A 14625-nucleotide genomic window follows, 5' to 3' on the forward strand; every position below is an offset into this window, starting at 1 on the left:
TCAACGCAGGACGCGACGCACCAGCACCGGGCCCAGGATCTCGAAGACCACCGTCGCGCCCACCACCGTCGAGAGCAGGACGGCGCCATGCTCGGGGAAACGCTCGGCGGCCAGCAGGGCCATGCCCATGGCCACCCCGGCCTGCGGTGTCAGCGCCAGGCCGATATTGCGCGGCAGGTCGGCCTGGCGTTCCCGGGCCAGGCGCACGCCCAGCAGGCCGCCGAGCAGCCGCCCCACCAGGCGCAGCAGGATATAGGCCAGGGTCAGACCGAGGGCCTCGTCGAGGCGCTGGAGATCCACGCTGGCCCCGGACAGCACGAAGAAGAACACCAGGAAGGGCCACTCGATATGCTCGATCTCGTTGAACGAGCGGGTGTGATGGCGCGACAGGTTGGCCACCAGCACGCCGGTGACCATGGCGGCGAGCAGCGACGAGACGCCGAGCCAGGATGACACGCCGGCCAGCAGCAGGATCAGGGCAATGGCCTCGACCTGGGTCGGCTCCCCCGGGGCCAGGCGGCCGGTCAACCAGGCGGCGGGCAGGCCGATCAGGGTGCCGAGCAGCACGGCACCGCCCAGTTCCCAGGCCGCCTCGAGCAGCGCCCGCTCGCCTCCGCCGGCACCGCTCAGCATCCAGCCCAGCGCCGCCATGGCCAGGCCGAAGACGACGATGCCCCAGCCATCGTCGATGGCCACGATGCCCAGCAGCAGCCGCGCCCGCAGGCGGGTGTCGCCGCTGGCATGCACCGTCTCCTGGACCGCGGCGGGGTCGGTGGCCACCGAGATGGCGGCCAGCGAGACCGCCACCACCAGGGGAAAGCCCATCGCCAGCAGGCCAAGGCCTACGGCGAGCGCGCCCACCACGATGACCGACAGCGAGACGATCAGGATCAGCGGCCCGGTCAACCGCAGCCGCTCCCGGGTCAGCTCGCCGCCCAGCAGGAAGGCCACCATCACCAGGGCCACCTGCACCAGGGGCTCGCCGAGCCCGTCCAGGGGACGGGCGTCCGGCGCCTCCAGCCACAGCTGCTGGACGATCGCCACGCCCACGCCCACCATCACCAGCAGCGAGATCCTCGGCAACCGGGTCCGGCTCGCCACGGCATCGGCGAAGATGCTCGAGGACAGCAGTACCCCCAACAGGATCAGGGCCGCCGAGGTCGGCGGCAGGTCGCTGAGCACCCGGGTCATGGTCGATTCAATCACTCGTCCTGGTGCGCCGATGGCGGTCGATAGGAGGGTGGCGTCGTGCCGTGCTCCGGCGTGGCACGCATCCCACATCTCAGGGCGAAGCTAGCATGAGAGCCGACACGGCGTATTGTCCTGCCTCGAGGGGCGCGCGGCAGCCTGCTCGAGATAGGGCAAGGCCGCCGTCGAGTGGTGAATATTGTAGAGACGCATGCCTTCCTCCTTGGCGGCCTGAACCTCGGGCTCGAGGGCGGCGGCCGACAGAGGACATACCAGCCATGCCACGATCAGCAAGGCCGCGGGCCATGATCGCTGCACTCTAGAAGCCAAAAGGGGGGAAGTTAGATAGAGGAGGCTGCTTATTTAGCCATTCATCGGCTAGGCTTTGTCCGAAAACTCGAATTTGCTAATGTCACCTATGCCTCAGCAGCATAGGTGACCCATGGCAGGACGCTACGAGATCTCCGACAACGGCTGGGCCCTCATCGAAGACATCGTCTCGCCGCCGCAGAGGACGGGCCGTCCCCGTCGCGATGACCGCCAGGTGTTGAACGGCATCTTCTGGATCCTCTGCTCGGGCGCCAAGTGGCGAGACCTGCCAGAGCGCTACGGCCCCTGGAAGACCGTCTATGACCGTTTCCGTCAGTGGCGCGATGATGGCACCTTCGAGGCAATTCTGGCGCGCCTCCAACTTCGCCTGCGAGAGGATGGCCTGATGGATCTGGACACCTGGATGATCGATTCGACATCGATCCGCGCCACCCGGGCCGCCTCTGGGGGCGGCAAAAAGGGGGACAGCACGAACCCGTAGACCATGCCCTGGGACGGAGTAGAGGCGGCCTGACGACCAAGATCCACATGCTCTGTGACCGGCATGGTTGGCCGCTGACCTTCACGCTGTCGCCGGGACAGGACTCGGATACGCGGCACTTCATTCCCACCATGGAGAACGTTCATCTGCCTGGGGCCAAGGGCAGGCCTCGCAAGCGTTGCCGCTTCATCGTGGCGGACAAGGGCTACGATAGCGACCCGCTTCGCCGCTACTGCGACCGGCATCGCATGAAGCCGATCATTGCCCGGCGCAAGATGAAGCGAAAACCGCGCCCTGGTGCTCCGAGGGGCTTTGACAAGCCCCGGTATCGGGAGCGAAACATCATTGAGCGCTGCTTCGGTTGGATCAAAGAACTACGCCGGGTCTGCACCCGTTACGACAAGTTGGCCAGCAGCTTCCGGGCCATGGTATGCCTGGCGTGCATAGACCGCTGCCTACGTGCCGACTTTCCAGACAGAACCTAGAGCTTCCGCTTCATGCTTCTGTCGGTCATTAAGTTCGTCCTCATTCCATTCGAGGACTCTCTCTGCAGCCCGCAATCCAGTTTCCTGCTCCATCGCCGTCAGTATGGCCCAGCCTTTAATCTTATCCTGTTCTACTCGGCACTTTTCATCGCGATCAGGCTCAAGGTAGCACCATCCCTCACCTAAGCGCTTATCAACGTGTCCTCCACGAGAAGCCTCGATCATCCATTTCCATGCTTGATCGTATTCTTCCAACCTGACAGAAACGTTGGATAACTGCGCCATCGCCGGCACATACCTCTGCTCAGCCGCCTTGCGAAACCACGCTTCGGCGGCCTCCAGGCGGCGAGACTCCAGGAAGTACCAGCCCTGGCCATCGAGGATATACTTGCCGAGGCGAGTCTGGGCTGCCGGGTTGCCCTCTTCGGCGGCCTGTTGCAGCCAGTCCCGGGCCTCGCCGTCCTCGTCCAGGGCGCGATAGACGTAGTTGAGCGCGTACATGGCCTGGGTATTGCCATCCTCGGCCTTCGGCAGGGTTTCGGCCAGGGCCTTCTCTCGCCAGCCCTCGGCGTCCTCCGCGCACTCGTCCCCGGCGATGCAGGCGCCGCCCTGAAATAACCGTAACATGGCATAGGGATCCCCCCGTTCGGCGGCCTTCAGATACCAGTCCATGGCCTCTTCAGTCAGGCCCATATGACGTAGCCGATGCACCTCTCCCAAGTAGTACATGGCCTCCACATCGCCGGCCTCGGCGGCGGGCTCTAGATAGGGAATTGTCTCTGCCGAGATGCCAAGACCATAGAGACGCATGCCTTCCTCCTTGGCGGCCTGAACCTCGGGCTCGAGGGCAGAGGCCGACAGAGGACATACCAGCCATGCCGTGATTAGCAGCGCAGTGGGCCATGAGCGCTGCACTCTAGAAGCCAAAACGGGGGGGGAAGTTAGATAGAGGAGGCTGCTTATTTAGCCATTCATCGGCTAGAGCTTCCGCTTCATTCCTCTGTCGGTCATTAAGTTTGTCCTCATTCCACTCAAGGACCCTTTCAGCAACCCGAAGCCCTATTTCTCTTTTCATGGCCGTCAATATGGCCCAGCCTTTCACTATATCTCTCTTGTTGCTGCAAACATCAACACTTGTTTCTCCGTTCAACTCTTCAGGATTGAGATAGCACCAACCTAACGTCAAACGATCATCCACATGACCGTTATCAGAAGCTCTAACCTTCCAGCTCCAAGCCTGATCATGATCATCCAACTTTTCTAAGACGTCAGATAAATTGCTCATCGCTGGCACATAATCCTGCTCAGCGGCCTTAAGAAACCATTCCTCAGCAGCCTCTAGTCGGCGAGACTCCAGGAAGTACCAGCCCTGGCCATCGAGGATATACTTGCCCAGCCGGGTCTGGGCCGCCGGATTGCCCTGCTCAGCAGCCCGTTGCAGCCAGTCCTGTGCCTCGCCGTCCTCGTCCAGGGCGCGATAGACGTAGTTGAGAGCGTACATCGCATCGGTATCGCCTGCCTCGGCCTTGGGCAGGGTCTCGGCCAGGGCCTTCTCCCGCCAGCCCTCGGCATCCTCAGGACACTCGTCACCGGCGATGCAGGCGCCGCCCCGGAACAGGCGCAGCATGGCATAGGGATCCCCCCGTTCGGCGGCCTTCAGATACCAGTCCATGGCCTCTTCAGTCAGGCCCATGTGACGTAGCCGATGCACCTCTCCCAAGTAGTACATGGCCTCCACATCGCCGGCCTCGGCGGCGGGCTCTAGATAGGGAATTGTCTCTGCCGAGATGCCAAGACCATAGAGACGCATGCCTTCCTCCTTGGCGGCCTGCACATCGGGCTCGAGGGCGGCGGCGATGCCGGGCAGGATCAACAATATGATGGCGAAAAAACAGTGGGCAAGGCGCATCCTTACGACTCCCGGTAGGTCACGTGTGTGCCGCCTGGTGTCGTCACCAGCTGGCAATAGGCATCAATATTGTGGCCAAGATCGTTAGCGATACTACGGTATAGTTTGCGTGCCGCTGCAGCTTGGCCATCGTTGGTTAAGGATTGCGACATAAATTGATCCAGTCGATGGCGGTTCTCGCAATAGGCCCGCCCACGGGCAGCACTATTATTGCTGTCATTATCGCTGCCCTCGGCACCGGCATATTCACCATCGGCCGACATCCTAGCCACGGCCTTCTCGAACAATCGCTGGGCGGCGCTGCGACGATACCGCCCATCGAGATGGCCTTGCTCGATCCACTCCAGGCATTGGGCGATGGCGATCTGCTGCAGGTCGATGGCGGCGTCACGGCTGAAGTCCTCGTCTCCCACCGTATAGCCCCAGAACCCCGGCCGGGTGGCCAGCACGTTCAGCAACGGCCCCAGCGCTTCGGGGGGAAGATGCTGCACCCAGGCAGCTAATTGCTCCCGGTCGCTTCCCATACGCCTGACGATCACATAAGCCACCATCCCCGCACGATCGCTCTGGGTCAGCTGGTTATAGAGCCGCCGAATGCCGTCCCTGCCTCGTGCGGCCAGCAGCCCCACGTCCAACAGCGTGGTAGTGGCCAGATAGGTCAGCTGGCTGATGCTCTCGAAGGCGTCCTCATCGACCCAGTCGATGAAGCCATAGTCATTGTCGCGCAGGGCCTGGCCGATCATCATCAGCCAGAGATCCAGTTGCTGAAGGTCCAGTTCGACGGCGACCTTCCCACCGACCGTGACGCCGGCGAATACCTTGGCCTTGGCATAGGCCACGAACCTGCCATTGCGAAGCCCCAGCCGGAATCCCAGCTCGGCCCCGATGCCCACGCCGACCTCCCCACCCAGCAGGGCCTGCCCGAAGGTACGCCACTGGTCCAGGTCACGGTGCTGTGTCTTGAGGCTGAGCCAGTCCTGGTCGGCCAGCTGCGGAAGCTGCCGGGTGATATCCTCGGGCGGCTGCCAGCGCATTGCACACTGGGTCTGCAACCCCAGCGTGGCGCCGGCGAAGGCCTTGAGGGTCGCCCCTTCGGCCTCACGCTGCGCCCACTCGACGCCAGTCAACTGCAGTCCCTTCTCGTTGAACGCCAGACCGGTCTCGGCGCCAAGGGCCACGCTGGCCCCGGCGAAGCCCTTGGCCACCAACTCCATGCGGATGGAGTAGCAGCCCATGCTGCGCCTTTCCCCATTGCGGTTGGCCAGGATCGCGTCGAAGGGAGCGGCCTCATCTTCCCCCGGAAGATGCAGGGTGCCCAGGCTGATTTCGCCCCGAGCGAGGCTCCAGGTGCCCTTGAGTTCCCACTGGAAGCCGGCCTTCACACCGGCGCCATGATCCTGCCCGGCCTGCCAGCCGTCGTTCTGCCTTTCCAGGGTTCCCTGCCGCTTCTGCTCGGCGCCCAACTGTCCGCCGACGCTGTTTTCCAGCTTGGTGTCGAACAGCTCCAGGCTGGCGTCCCGCTCGAACAGCGTCAGTGACTCCTCGAACTCGTGGGACAGCGCCTGATTCAGCTCACCATGAGGCATGCCGACCAAGCGCAGCATCTGCGCCTGGGCACTGGCGTCGAAGAGACGCAGCGTCTCGCGGGCCGGGCCGGTAAACAGCATGCGCTGCAGAGCCTCGCCCCATTGCGACCTGGCGCTGTCGTCCCGCAGTGATGCCACCTCATGCGCCTGGTCGTCGAGATACTGGAAGAACGCCTCCGGCCGGAAGAACCCGAGGCCTTCATCGAACCACTCGGCCCGCCGCTCGATCTTCTCGCAGCCCTGACGTTGCAGCCACTGCGACAAGGCGGTTTCCGGGGCCTCCCAGAGCGTGGCAGGCAGTGCCCCATCGGCCGTGAGCTGGCGCTTCAATGCCTGTCGCTCGTCCTCGCTCATGTCTCGCTGGAGCTGATGCAGGCTGAGATGGCTCAGCGCACGCGCCCCCTGGGGCGAGCTGAACTCGCGCAGCGGGAAATCCTTGCGCACCAGCACGTCGATGCTCTGCTTCTCGTACCCCAGGGCATGGCGTTGATCTTCGATATCGGCCTGCCAGAACAGCACACGCTGGGGCTGCATGGCCGCCACCGCCTGGGTGGCCGTGTCGTAGAGTGCATCAAGCTGCGAGGTCAAGCGTTCGAAACGTCGCCGCTCCTGCGCGAAGAGGTGCATCGGCAGGGCAGCGTTGCCGGCGGTGGCCGTCGTCCACTCTTCCAGCCTGGCATCGACGGCATCATAGATCGCCACCGCCTCCTTGAGCAGGCGGTTGTAGTGATTGAAGGCATCGATGCCGGGGTCGAGGCCCGCTCGCGAGGTCTTGAGTGCCGGGTCCGCCAGGGCCCACTCGGGAGTGGCGATGCCCAGCGTCGCGAGCGCCACGATGCTGTCTCGATAGGCCTTGAGGTCATCGCTCATCTGCTCGACGCGATCGGAAAAATAGTCTGCGATGGCGGTGCAGCGGGAGGAATCCTTGGGCGACATGCTTTCGCAGTCGGCGAGGAAGGCCTGGTACTCCTTGAGGGCTTCCTGAAGCGGGAGCAGCTCGCCAGGCTGAGTCACGGAGATGGCGTCGCCCACGACCCGCCCTCGACAGCGGCGGTAGGTCTCCAGGGCCTCGGTGATATCGTCTTCCCAGGGCCCGTAATAGCGACTCCCCTCGATGACATAGCCTTGCGCCTCTGCCCGCTCGCGTCCCTTGCGATAGAGCGCGTTGAGTTCCTCGACGAGCCGCGTTTCCTCGGGGTATTGAGCCCGCTCCTGAAAATAGGCCGCCGACACGATCAACGGTGACACCCAGAACCAGGGGTTCTCGGTCAGGCGCTCGTGCTCTGCCGCGCGGCGGGCGGCATCCCCCTCCGACTCTCCGGTCAGTTCGGCCAGGCGACTTAACACATCACGGCACTGTTGCCGCTCGGCCTCGTCGAGGAAGTTTTCCGGGCGCGCCGGCAGAAAGCATTCCATCAGGCCGGCATCTTCGTTCAAGTGAACCTGCCGCGCCTCCGGATCTTCCACCTCGATCCAGGCGGCCAGCTCATCTGCCGCCTCATGCAGCGACTCGGCTGCGCTCTGGGTCAATAGCCAGAAGGTGCCGGTACCGGTCAGGTAGAGGACATCGGCCCAGACGTCGTCTTGGCAGGGATGCGAGGCGGCGCACTGAATCTCGCCACCTGCCGGGGGCGGCGGTTCGAAGTGAGGTAATTGACGCACCATGGGCGCCGGTGCAGTGGGTTCGGCAGGAGCCTCCTCCGCGACCCAGTCGCCCGGCTTGGACCCTGCCGCCGCGGCCGCCGCATCGGGCAGTTTCAGGGTCCCGTCGCGCAGGATCAGGTCCGGATCGCCGATGTCCGGGTTCAGGGTCAGCAACTCCTCGACCGACACATCGCGTGCCTCGGCCAGCTCACTCAGGGTATCGCCATCCTTGATCACATAGTCCATTCGAGCGTGTCCCTGTCCTGTGCCTGAAGCGTCTCCATCCGTTCGCGAAGGGCCTTGACCTTCCGCCAGGCCGGCTGCGCCGACTCGAGGGCCTCGCGAATGTCGCGATGCTCGCGCCATCCCGCCTGCCGCAAGAGCGGCAGGAGGCTGTCCAGATGCCGAGCCCGCGTGATGCCGTGCCGGTTGAGCACGGCCAGCCCCTCCAGCCAGGCGGCGTCGACCTCATCGAGGCGAAGTCCGAGCCGCTCGGCCAGGAACCAGGCCTGGGGCGCCGCCTTCAGCGCCGCTTCCATGTCGAGCGTCAAGCGTGGCGAGGCGTCCGAAGCCTCCCCTGGTTCGATGTCCCGCCAGGCTTGCCAGCGCCCTTGGGGCGTGGGTGTGGCGAGCTCGCCGAGCGGCGCGAGGATTCGCGCCAGCATCACGGGCTCGGCGCTGCCCAGCAGGGCGGTCAGGGCCGCCGGGTCCTGCAGGTTGACCAGCGACTGCCCGCCCTGGGGATCCGCCCAGACGAACAGGCGCTGCAAGTGAGCGATCAGGTCGGCAAAGGCGACATTCAAAGGCGGCTGACAGCACCAGCCCAGGCGACGCTCCCGGCACAGGGCCTCACCGCCGCGCCAGGCCTCGCTGTCGGCCTCGAGGCGCAGGCACCAGGGGCCGGCCTCCAGCAGCGGGGCCAGCGGCGTGGCGGCGAAGAGCGGCACGTGCTCGTGGACGCCCTCGCGCCCCAGTAGCTCACGGCTCGCCTCGGAGGCACGGCGCTGGTCGAGCACCATCACGAGGGGGCGTTCGGTCGACAGCCAGGCCTCGGGCTCGCCACTGATGCGAGCCCGCTCGGGCAGTCGCGCTAGCCATTCAGGCATGGGCAATCCTCCCGGCTGCACTGGGTCTCGCTGATCTTGCCGCATAGCGGCATCAACGCCGCTTCCGAGAGCCGGTACTCGAGCAGTTGGGGCAGGGCGGTGGGCGCAATCGCCTCATGCACCTCCGGCTCGGCGTGCCCCGGCCGCAGCGGCGCCTGGGCGCCCTGCCCCGTGCCGCTGCCGGGGCTGCCACCGGCGTTCACCTTCACGCTGGGGCCACTGATGGTGATGCCGCCGCCGTCGACCTTGAGGAAGCTGCCGCCAGCGGCCAGGGTCAGCTCGCTGCCGGCCTCCAGCACCACCTTCTGGCCGGCCTGGATGTGCAGCTCGCGGCCGCTCTCGGTGAGCCAGGCCTGGCCGGCGCTGAGGTGCAGGCTGCCGTCGATGGTCAGGTGCTGGGCACCATCGCTCTTCTCGCGGCGCTCGCCGTGCACGGTGTGGTGGTCGTCGCGGTCGAGCTCGCTGATGCGGTCGCGCTTGACCATGAGGTGGCTGTCGCGACGGATCTCCTCGGTGCGGTCGTTCTCGGTCAGCAGCTCCAGGTCCTTCTGGGCATGCCACCAGATCTGTTCCTGGTCGTGCTGGTCCTCGAAGCGCAGCTCGTTGAAGCCCTCGCCCTGGTGGGTCTGGGTGCGCAGCACGGTGCGGGTCTTGTGCTCGGGCAGCGGGTACGGCGGCGTATTCACCGCGTGGTAGGTGCGCCCGGTGATCAGCGGTTGGTCCGGGTCACCTTCCAGGAAGGAGACGATCACCTCGTGGCCGATCCGCGGGATCGCCATCATGCCGTAGCCACCGCCGGCCCAGCCCTGGCTGACGCGCAACCAGGCGCTGGCCGTCTCGTTGGGTTCGGCGTAGCGGTCCCAGGGGAACTGGCAGCGCACCCGCCCGTGCGCGTCGCAGTGGATCTCCTCGCCCTCGGGGCCCACCACGAAGGCCACCTGGGGGCCGTCGACCCGCGGCCTGGGCCGCGGCGCCGGGCGCCAGGCGGCGTCGTCCGGGGTGAGCATGAGCCGATTGTGGTAGCGAGTCATGGCTTCCGAGCCTGCCCGCCCGCGCTGGCCATCGCGATCCCCGGCGGTCACGCCGACGGCATCTTCCTGCAGGGCCTGGGGCTGCTCGCCCTCGTGGATCACCTTGATGACCTGCCAGCCGCGGTTGAGCTCATCCACGTCGTGGTCGGCCAGGGTGAAGCGCGTGCCCGGGGCCAGCTCGGGCAGGTCGCTCTCGCCGTCGAGCGTCAGGGCGTCGTGGCGCAGGTGCTCCAGGCGGTGGCGGGTGAAGGCCTGGCCCGAGGCGTCGGCCTTGTAGCGACCCGGGTAGTCGTAGTGCTCGTACCCTCTATCAACGACGCCACGCTGGGCGTGGGCCTCGAGGGCTTCCCCCTGGTGATCGTGGAGCTGGCCGTAGGCCGGCTGCTTGAAGCTGTAGTCCTTGAGCTGGGCGCGGGCCGGGCGCACCCGGGCGGTCTGGGTCAGCCGCCGCAGGTGGCGCCGGGGCGCGGTGCCCCCGGCGCGATGATGGTAGGTCCGCTCGCCGAGCCCGGTGAGCACCTGGGGATCGTCGGCGAACACCAGCCGGTGGGCGCCGAGGTCGGCATCCTCGAATTCATGGAAGTAGAAGAGCCCCTCCTCGGCGGCCAGGCGTTCGACGAACTCGAGGTCGGTCTCGCGATACTGCACGCAGTATTCGCGCTCGGCGGGCTCGCGGGTCACCGCGAAGGCCACGTCCGTCAGGCCGCGCTCCTCGCACAGGGTGTTGAGGATGGTCAGCGGCGAGACGCGCTGGAAGATCCGCGCGTTCTGGCGCAGCGAGAGGCGCCACAGCGAGGGGCGGATCACCACCACGTAATGGCTGCGGCGATGGCCGCGGTCGCCGCGGCCGAACTCGCTGACGATGCCGTGGACCCGGCGCTGGGCGACGCCGTCCTGCCACACGGTGAGGCTCGCCGGGCGGTCGAGGAGCGCCTCCGGCGAGAGATCGGCGGCGCGGCTGGCGAAGCGCACCCGCAGGTGGAAGGGCGCCGAGAGCGCCTCCTCAAGGGTGAAGTCGATCACCGCCGGCTCGGCCTCGCCCGCTTCACGAGCGACGCCGGCGAGGCTCAGGGTGAAGTGCAGTCCCTTGGGCTGGGGCATGGCGTCCCTCCTGGAGGCCGTATCCGTTCCGTGGTCCGCCGGCGTCGGATGGCCAACGGCAGGGGTAGGTTACGCGAGCGCGTCGCCGAGACAAGGCATCGGCGGCATGCGTAAGCGATCGCTGACAAGGGCTATGGGCAAACGCTGACGCCTGCCGCCGCCAGGGCCGGGGCCCTGGCGGCGACAACGGTGCCCGCCGGCGCGAGCATTGGTGTGGGCACCGTCGCTGACGCGAGGCCTCAGGCCTCGATGGGCGCGCGCCAGTCGTCGGAACCGGAGGTGCCGGCGACGGTGTGCTCCCAGTCGATCTTGCGGTAGGCCAGGGAGACATCCATCAGCTGGGTGAACTCGGACTTGTTGATGTCCTGGGCATGGGGCATGCGCAGGTTGATGTCGACGATGGTGGCGTCGGTCAGGGTGGTGGTGAAGAAGTGCTCCTGCTTGCCCTCCACGGAGGTGCGGTACCACTTCAGCTCGACGTTGGGCAGCATCTCGCCGGAGGCCAGGGCGTTGTACATCAGCGGCACGGCCTTGTTCAGGGCCACGGTGAAGATGAACGGCTTGTGGGCACGCTGACCGGAGGGCTGACCGGACTGCGGGTCGGTGGGGACGGTGACGATGTGCTTGAATTCCTGCACCAGCATCTGGTCCTCGTGACCCTCGACGTAGATGTTGCCGACGGACTCGGGGGTGAAGGCACCGGCGGTGATGTTGCCCTGGGTCTGGCCTTCGATGCTGATATAACACGGCGTGGGCATGGGTCTGCTCCTTGACGATGAATGACGATGTCCGATGGACACCCTTCAGGGAGCAGGCCCTATGCCACTCCTCCTACTTGCCAACCATATCAATTAGTTAGAAAAGCCAGGCCGCCAAGAGCTCAATGAGATTAGGCAACATCCTGCCCGGATCGAGCAAGATGTTGCCCAGCGGGCAACTTTTTTCCTGATCATCCTGGGAGTCTTGACCAAGACCCGTCGATAGGCTGCCATCACACTGTCGCTGATACCGCATGGTGCAATCTGGTTGCGTGATGAGCCTATACCCCCGGTGCCAGGCCGGTAAGGCATCGAGTAGGAAGGGGAGTCGCCTCCCCCGTCCTCTCACACCACCGGGCATACGGTTCCGTACCACGGCGGTTCACGAAGAACGGCTAAGCCCTCTTACCGTATCGAGTACCGAGATCAGGCCCAGCCGATCGAACCACTTCCGTGGCAGGGCCTGATTCATGTGCGAAGCACCGGCATTCCACCAGGGGCCTCGCCCATTCCCGGCTGACTTCCACGCCCGATAGTCGTCCAGACCCAGTGCCAGAAGCTTACGGCGCCGGGTCCGCGGGCGTTTCCATTGCCGCCAGACCACGTCGCGTAACCGGCGGCGTATCCACCCATCCAGCGCTTCCAGCGGGCGCTTCACATCGACGAGACTGAAGTAACTGGCCCAGCCCCGCAGGACGGGGGCCAACTCCCTCGTGACGCGCCGAATATGGCGTCCCCTGCCACGCTTGAGGATCTCGCGGACACGCTGCATCAAGCGTGGCAGGCTGGCCTTGGCCAGCGTCAGCTTCGGCAGCTTGTGCCGGGTCAGCGTGTAGCCCAGATACCCCCGGTTCCAAGGCCGCTCCACCGCACTCTTGTCACGATTGACCGTCAGCCTGAGCGAGCTCTCGAGAAAATCACTCAGGCTGGCCATGACGCGCTCGCCCGCTCGCCGACTCCTGACATACACCTGCATATCGTCGGCGTAGCGGCAGAAGCGGTGACCGCGGCGCTCCAGTTCCTTGTCCACGTCATCCAGCAGGATGTTGGCCAGCAGCGGGCTGAGCGGTCCGCCCTGGGGCGTTCCCTGCCGGCGTGACGCGGCCTGGCAGTCCTGGAACAGACCGGCTTCCAGATAACGACGGATCAGGCGCAACACCCGCTTGTCGCGGACGCGGCGCGCGACCCGCGCCATCAGCAGGTCGTGGTTCACTCGGTCGAAGAAGGCTTCCAGGTCGAGGTCGACCACCCAGCGGTGGCCGGCCGTGACATGGGTCTTCATCGCCGCGACAGCCTGCTGGGCGCTGCGTTTGGGGCGGTAGCCGTAGCTCGATGCGGAGAAGCTCGGATCGAAGAGCGGCGTCAGCACCTGCAGCAGCGCCTGCTGGATCAGCCGGTCGGTGACCGTGGGGATGCCGAGCTGTCGTGTCCCGCCCTTGGACTTGGGGATCTCGACGGCTCGGACTGGGCTGGGGTGGTACTCACCGGCCAGCAGCCGCTCGCGCAGCGTCGGCCAGTGCTGTTTCAGGTGGTCAGCCAACTGCTCCACCGTCATGCCATCGGCACCCGGCGCGCCTTTGTTGGCGACCACCCTCCGGTAAGCCCGCGCCATGTTAGCCTTCTCTACCACGGCCTCCATGAGCGGGGCGGGCTCCGCTTTCGTCCACGATGACGACGCCGGGACCGTCTCGACGCCCACCGGCCGAGACTCGGGGTGCTGCCCCTGCCCCTCTGGGTGGGTGGCGGTATCAGCGCCGCTTTCTGTCTTCATGATCGATCCTCGAGACGTCATCGCCTACTCGCGGTTCTTCATGTTCGGCCCTTGGTGCCGCGGTGAACCGGCACTTACTATGGCCTCTGCTGACGTCTGGTGGCCCATCCCGCCGCCTCTCGACGCCGGTAGCACCGTGGCAGACCACCAGACCTCCCAGGGTAAGACGCGCGACCTTCCCGCTTATGCCTGTCGGATTTACGTCATGGCGTTCCGTGCAAGTACTGGGCTTTGATGATTGATGCCATCTCACCCCGCCATGACGCCTCATATCCGCTTCCTGTTCGTCAGGCCAGCGTTTTGCCTCGAGCTGCCTTCAGATTCCCCCTCGCGGGAGACACCCTTGCCGTCGGCTAGCACTTCCCCTTGCCGGGCGTGCAGGGGACTTTCACCCCCAAGTCATCCCGAGGCACCACCCTCGGGAACAGCGCCAGTCAGGCGCTGCGCGCCATGCCTGGCGCACATCAAAAGCCAGCGCTCCAAGACCGCCCTGGATCAAGAACGGACCCTGGCGTCCTGAGCCTGACGCATGAACTCGAGGATCCAGCGCGCCATCAGCGCATCGTCCACCGGGGCATGCAGCGAGGCCAGGCCCTCCCGGACCCGCTGGCTGCCGACCTGGTCGCGACGCAGGGCCATCAGGTCCGCCGAGTAGGGCTTGGCGAACTCCGGGTGGCCCTGGACGCCGAGGAAGTGGCCGCCCACCTGCATCAGGTAGATCGGGCAGAAGTCGCTGCCGGCCAGCACCCGGGCGTCGGGGGGCGGCGCCACCACCTGGTCCTGGTGGCTGACCACCAGGTCCAGGCCCTCCTGCCAGGGCTCCATCCACGCGGCGCGGCCGCTCACCCGGTTGAAGGACATGCCCACGCCCCAGCCCCGCTCGCTCTTCACGACCCGGCCGCCCAGGGCCTTGGTGATCAGCTGGTGGCCGAAGCAGATGCCCACCAGTGGCTGGTCGGCCGCCCAGCGCCGGCGCACGAAGCCGCACAGGTCCTCGACCCAGGCCAGGCCGTCGTTGACCCCGAACCTGGAGCCGGTGGTCAGCCAGGCATCCACGGCGTCCGGGTCATCGGGGAGCTCGCCATCCAGGCAGCGCCAGACGCGGAACTCGACGGTCGGGTCCACCGCAGTGAACAACCGCTCGAACATGGCCGGGTAATTGCCATGCCGGTCGCGCAACTCTGGCGCCACGTCATCGCATTGCAGCAGTCCGATGCGCATCGGCCTGTCTCCCT

Annotated in this window: 10 protein-coding genes; 1 reads left to right on the forward strand and 9 read right to left on the reverse strand. The window is 65.9% G+C overall.

The features are described from left to right. A complete protein-coding gene (locus tag OCT48_RS15745; protein ID WP_263590078.1) occupies window positions 1-1191 on the reverse strand; it encodes a cation:proton antiporter in 1191 nt (396 codons plus the stop codon). A gap of 439 nt (window positions 1192-1630) precedes the next feature. On the opposite strand from OCT48_RS15745, the gene OCT48_RS15750 reads away from it, so the two are divergent. Then, window positions 1631-2484 (forward strand): IS5 family transposase gene (locus OCT48_RS15750; protein WP_263589241.1). Its coding sequence is split into 2 segments (ribosomal slippage): window positions 1631-1973 and window positions 1973-2484, totalling 855 coding nucleotides; the frame shifts between segments, so codons are not numbered across the junction. Here OCT48_RS15750 and OCT48_RS15755 read toward each other — a convergent pair. The 8 genes from OCT48_RS15755 to OCT48_RS15790 form a co-directional block, all read right to left on the reverse strand. Continuing rightward, window positions 2455-3294, reverse strand: coding sequence for a tetratricopeptide repeat protein (locus tag OCT48_RS15755; protein WP_263590079.1), 840 nt, complete (start codon window positions 3292-3294; stop codon window positions 2455-2457). The genes OCT48_RS15750 and OCT48_RS15755 overlap by 30 nt on opposite strands. A 106-nt stretch (window positions 3295-3400) precedes the next feature. Further along, on the reverse strand, window positions 3401-4393 hold the full coding sequence (locus OCT48_RS15760) for a tetratricopeptide repeat protein (RefSeq protein ID WP_263590080.1): 993 nt from the start codon (window positions 4391-4393) through the stop codon (window positions 3401-3403). Between the two features lie 2 nt (window positions 4394-4395). After that, entirely contained in the window at window positions 4396-7869 is a 3474-nt protein-coding gene (locus OCT48_RS15765; protein ID WP_263590081.1) for a LysM peptidoglycan-binding domain-containing protein, read from the reverse strand. After that, window positions 7857-8729 carry a DUF4123 domain-containing protein gene (locus OCT48_RS15770; protein ID WP_263590082.1) on the reverse strand — a complete coding sequence of 291 codons (873 nt, stop codon included), beginning with the start codon at window positions 8727-8729 and terminating at the stop codon, window positions 7857-7859. The genes OCT48_RS15765 and OCT48_RS15770 overlap by 13 nt, the downstream gene beginning before the upstream one ends. After that, window positions 8714-10861 carry a type VI secretion system Vgr family protein gene (locus OCT48_RS15775; RefSeq protein ID WP_263590083.1) on the reverse strand — a complete coding sequence of 716 codons (2148 nt, stop codon included), beginning with the start codon at window positions 10859-10861 and terminating at the stop codon, window positions 8714-8716. The genes OCT48_RS15770 and OCT48_RS15775 overlap by 16 nt, the downstream gene beginning before the upstream one ends. A gap of 239 nt (window positions 10862-11100) precedes the next feature. After that, entirely contained in the window at window positions 11101-11619 is a 519-nt protein-coding gene (locus OCT48_RS15780) for an Hcp family type VI secretion system effector (protein ID WP_126483821.1), read from the reverse strand. 382 nt (window positions 11620-12001) lie between these two features. After that, a complete protein-coding gene (ltrA, locus tag OCT48_RS15785) occupies window positions 12002-13390 on the reverse strand; it encodes a group II intron reverse transcriptase/maturase (RefSeq protein WP_263589980.1) in 1389 nt (462 codons plus the stop codon). Window positions 13391-13885: 495 nt separating this feature from the next. After that, window positions 13886-14611 carry a glutamine amidotransferase-related protein gene (locus OCT48_RS15790; RefSeq protein ID WP_263590084.1) on the reverse strand — a complete coding sequence of 242 codons (726 nt, stop codon included), beginning with the start codon at window positions 14609-14611 and terminating at the stop codon, window positions 13886-13888. Window positions 14612-14625 lie beyond the last annotated feature (14 nt).

It is taken from the genome of Halomonas sp. M4R1S46 (assembly GCF_025725685.1).
Taxonomy (GTDB): Bacteria; Pseudomonadota; Gammaproteobacteria; order Pseudomonadales; family Halomonadaceae; genus Halomonas.

Excerpts from the sequence above, each read along its gene's own strand:
- OCT48_RS15760 (WP_263590080.1), bottom strand. The coding sequence starts at position 4,393 with ATGCGCCTTGCCCACTGTTTTTTCGCCATCATATTGTTGATCCTGCCC.
- OCT48_RS15775 (WP_263590083.1), bottom strand. The coding sequence starts at position 10,861 with ATGCCCCAGCCCAAGGGACTGCACTTCACCCTGAGCCTCGCCGGCGTC.
- OCT48_RS15770 (WP_263590082.1), bottom strand. The coding sequence starts at position 8,729 with ATGCCTGAATGGCTAGCGCGACTGCCCGAGCGGGCTCGCATCAGTGGC.
- OCT48_RS15745 (WP_263590078.1), bottom strand. The coding sequence starts at position 1,191 with ATGACCCGGGTGCTCAGCGACCTGCCGCCGACCTCGGCGGCCCTGATC.
- OCT48_RS15780 (WP_126483821.1), bottom strand. The coding sequence starts at position 11,619 with ATGCCCACGCCGTGTTATATCAGCATCGAAGGCCAGACCCAGGGCAAC.
- OCT48_RS15765 (WP_263590081.1), bottom strand. The coding sequence starts at position 7,869 with ATGGACTATGTGATCAAGGATGGCGATACCCTGAGTGAGCTGGCCGAG.
- OCT48_RS15790 (WP_263590084.1), bottom strand. The coding sequence starts at position 14,611 with ATGCGCATCGGACTGCTGCAATGCGATGACGTGGCGCCAGAGTTGCGC.
- OCT48_RS15755 (WP_263590079.1), bottom strand. The coding sequence starts at position 3,294 with ATGCGTCTCTATGGTCTTGGCATCTCGGCAGAGACAATTCCCTATCTA.
- ltrA (WP_263589980.1), bottom strand. The coding sequence starts at position 13,390 with ATGAAGACAGAAAGCGGCGCTGATACCGCCACCCACCCAGAGGGGCAG.